Origin of the sequence: Micromonospora orduensis (assembly GCF_006228125.1) — a bacterium.
GTDB lineage: Bacteria > Actinomycetota > Actinomycetes > Mycobacteriales > Micromonosporaceae > Micromonospora > Micromonospora orduensis.
This window is the reverse complement of record NZ_VDFY01000020.1, coordinates 1-1,839: the sequence shown is the minus strand read 5'-3', so window position 1 is coordinate 1,839 and position 1,839 is coordinate 1. Positions and strand designations below refer to the sequence as shown.

2 protein-coding genes are annotated in these 1,839 nt (G+C 65.8%); both read right to left on the bottom strand.

Features of this window, described 5'->3' with window-relative positions:
- Positions 1-82 precede the first annotated feature (82 nt).
- On the bottom strand, positions 83-247 hold the full coding sequence (locus FHG89_RS32670) for a hypothetical protein (protein WP_167517309.1): 165 nt from the start codon (positions 245-247) through the stop codon (positions 83-85).
- A gap of 357 nt (positions 248-604) precedes the next feature.
- A complete protein-coding gene (locus FHG89_RS00130; protein ID WP_139581814.1) occupies positions 605-1,195 on the bottom strand; it encodes a GrpB family protein in 591 nt (196 codons plus the stop codon).
- Positions 1,196-1,839: the final 644 nt, after the last annotated feature.

Sequence of the window (1,839 nt, the reverse complement as noted above, 5' to 3'; positions counted from 1 at the left end):
CCTACCACCGCCGTCGACGCCAACGATCCCTGTCCCGGTTGACCCCTATCGAGTACGAGACCATCATGACCCCACCGGCCAGTCAGGCCGCGTGACTGAAACTGTCACCTATCGGTGCAGCAGACCCTACTGCTGCGCCGACGGTATGGATGCCGTCCACGCCGTCGGTGTTTGCGTCCACGATCTGGCGGGCGTACTCGATCAGCTCACGGTCGTCGTCGGTCAAGTCACGCATGGAGGTCCGCATCGGACGAGGCTACCGAAGCCGAGCACGAGCGAGGTATCGATCATGTCAAGCATCTGGTGGGACGCGAGTGTCAAGCATCAGCCGTGACGGGACACAGGCCGATCGGTAGCAGTTGCCGAATTCCGCTCTATCAGATCAAGGCGGCCGGCAAGCGGGCCGCGCCGGCCGCGCTCGGCCTGCTGGCGGCGCAAGCGCCGGCATTGGCCGGCGCGCCGGCCAATGAAGGGCATGCCTCCGGCGGGGGCCAGACGACTCCGAGATGGAGTTGCCGAACGGTTCCGGTTCGTGGGTGGTGGATGCCATCCCGCCAGCCACCGACCCAGGCAAGCCGAGCAGACCAGGGCCAGCGCGTGCTGTTCAGCGCAGCCCGCACAGCTTGAGGATGTCGATGATGATCGCCGACTTGCCCTGGACGTACAGCGCCATGTCCATCGGGTGTTCCTGGGCTACTCGGTGCTTCTCGGCCGCGTAGCGATCGCGATCTTCTGGGTGGGTGCGAAGCCAGTCTCTGAGGATCAGGTGGCGGAGGTACTCATCGCAGTCAGGGCCGAAGACGTGCAGATTCACGCCGTGGTCGTGGGTCCAGAGGCAGCGGTGCTCGTACCAGTCAGGGTCGCGAGTGCGGAGGAAGTAGCCGGCGGCTTCCAGCGGCGGCACGTAGGCATCCTCATCTGCCGGGTCCGCAACGATGAGGTCGATGTCGAGTCGATCCTTGGCCGCCAGACCGGGCACCGCGGTCGACCCGACGTGCTCGACCGCAAGCGCCTTGGCGCCAAGCGCAGCCCGGATAACGGCCTCCTCCTTGGCGAACATGGCGGGCCACTCAGGGTTGTAGGCGTCGATCGTGATGGGTGAGGTGACGTTCGCCGGACGGTTGCCGACTGCTCGCTTTGCAGCCTTGCCGCCGGTGAGCTCCAGCGATGCCTTAGGCAGAGGTGGAATGCGCATTGGAGGCACCTTAGTGAGGCAGCCCGTGATTCGCAGCCCCGTTCGCCTACCTCGTCAGGGAAGTTTGCGAAGGGGCACCCGGCTGCGCGGGCGGCGGCACCGGACCACGAAGATCAGGGGAATGCGGGCGTGCCCGTCGCGTGCCCGATGGGACACCCGAGGGTCAACGGCGGTCAGCTCCTGGACGTGGCAGCCAGCGTGGCGGCGCAGGTCAAGCGAGGTCACTGCCGAGCAGCTTCCGCCCGTGTCCACACTTCCTAAACCGTGTGGCTGTACAGCCATCCGTACAGCCAAGCCGGCTGACGAACACCAGTGATGAGCGACGGCGGCCGACAAGCCGAGCAGGTCAACGGCGGTCACCGACGCCGGCCGATGCAGCATCGGCTCACGTGGGGTTTACGGCGCTTTCCACACTTGATTCGGGAGAGGTGGGCGCATCGGAAGGCAAGCAGGCAGGCGCGACCCTAACTGCCGGCCTCTAGCTCAGAGGCATGCGGATCGGCGGCAGACCTTGGGGTGTCAACGCCGCCTCAACCCTGACCACCGTGGTCCGGCTGAAAGTGGACCACCTCGGGTTGGTTGATCTTTAGTCGTTTGTCTTGGTGGCCGGTGGGACGCGGCCGAGGTCGCGGTCTTTGAGTCGG

What these genes read in the sequence shown, in the direction of transcription:
- FHG89_RS32670 (WP_167517309.1), bottom strand. Translation starts at nt 247, where the DNA reads ATGCGGACCTCCATGCGTGACTTGACCGACGACGACCGTGAGCTGATC.
- FHG89_RS00130 (WP_139581814.1), bottom strand. Translation starts at nt 1,195, where the DNA reads ATGCGCATTCCACCTCTGCCTAAGGCATCGCTGGAGCTCACCGGCGGC.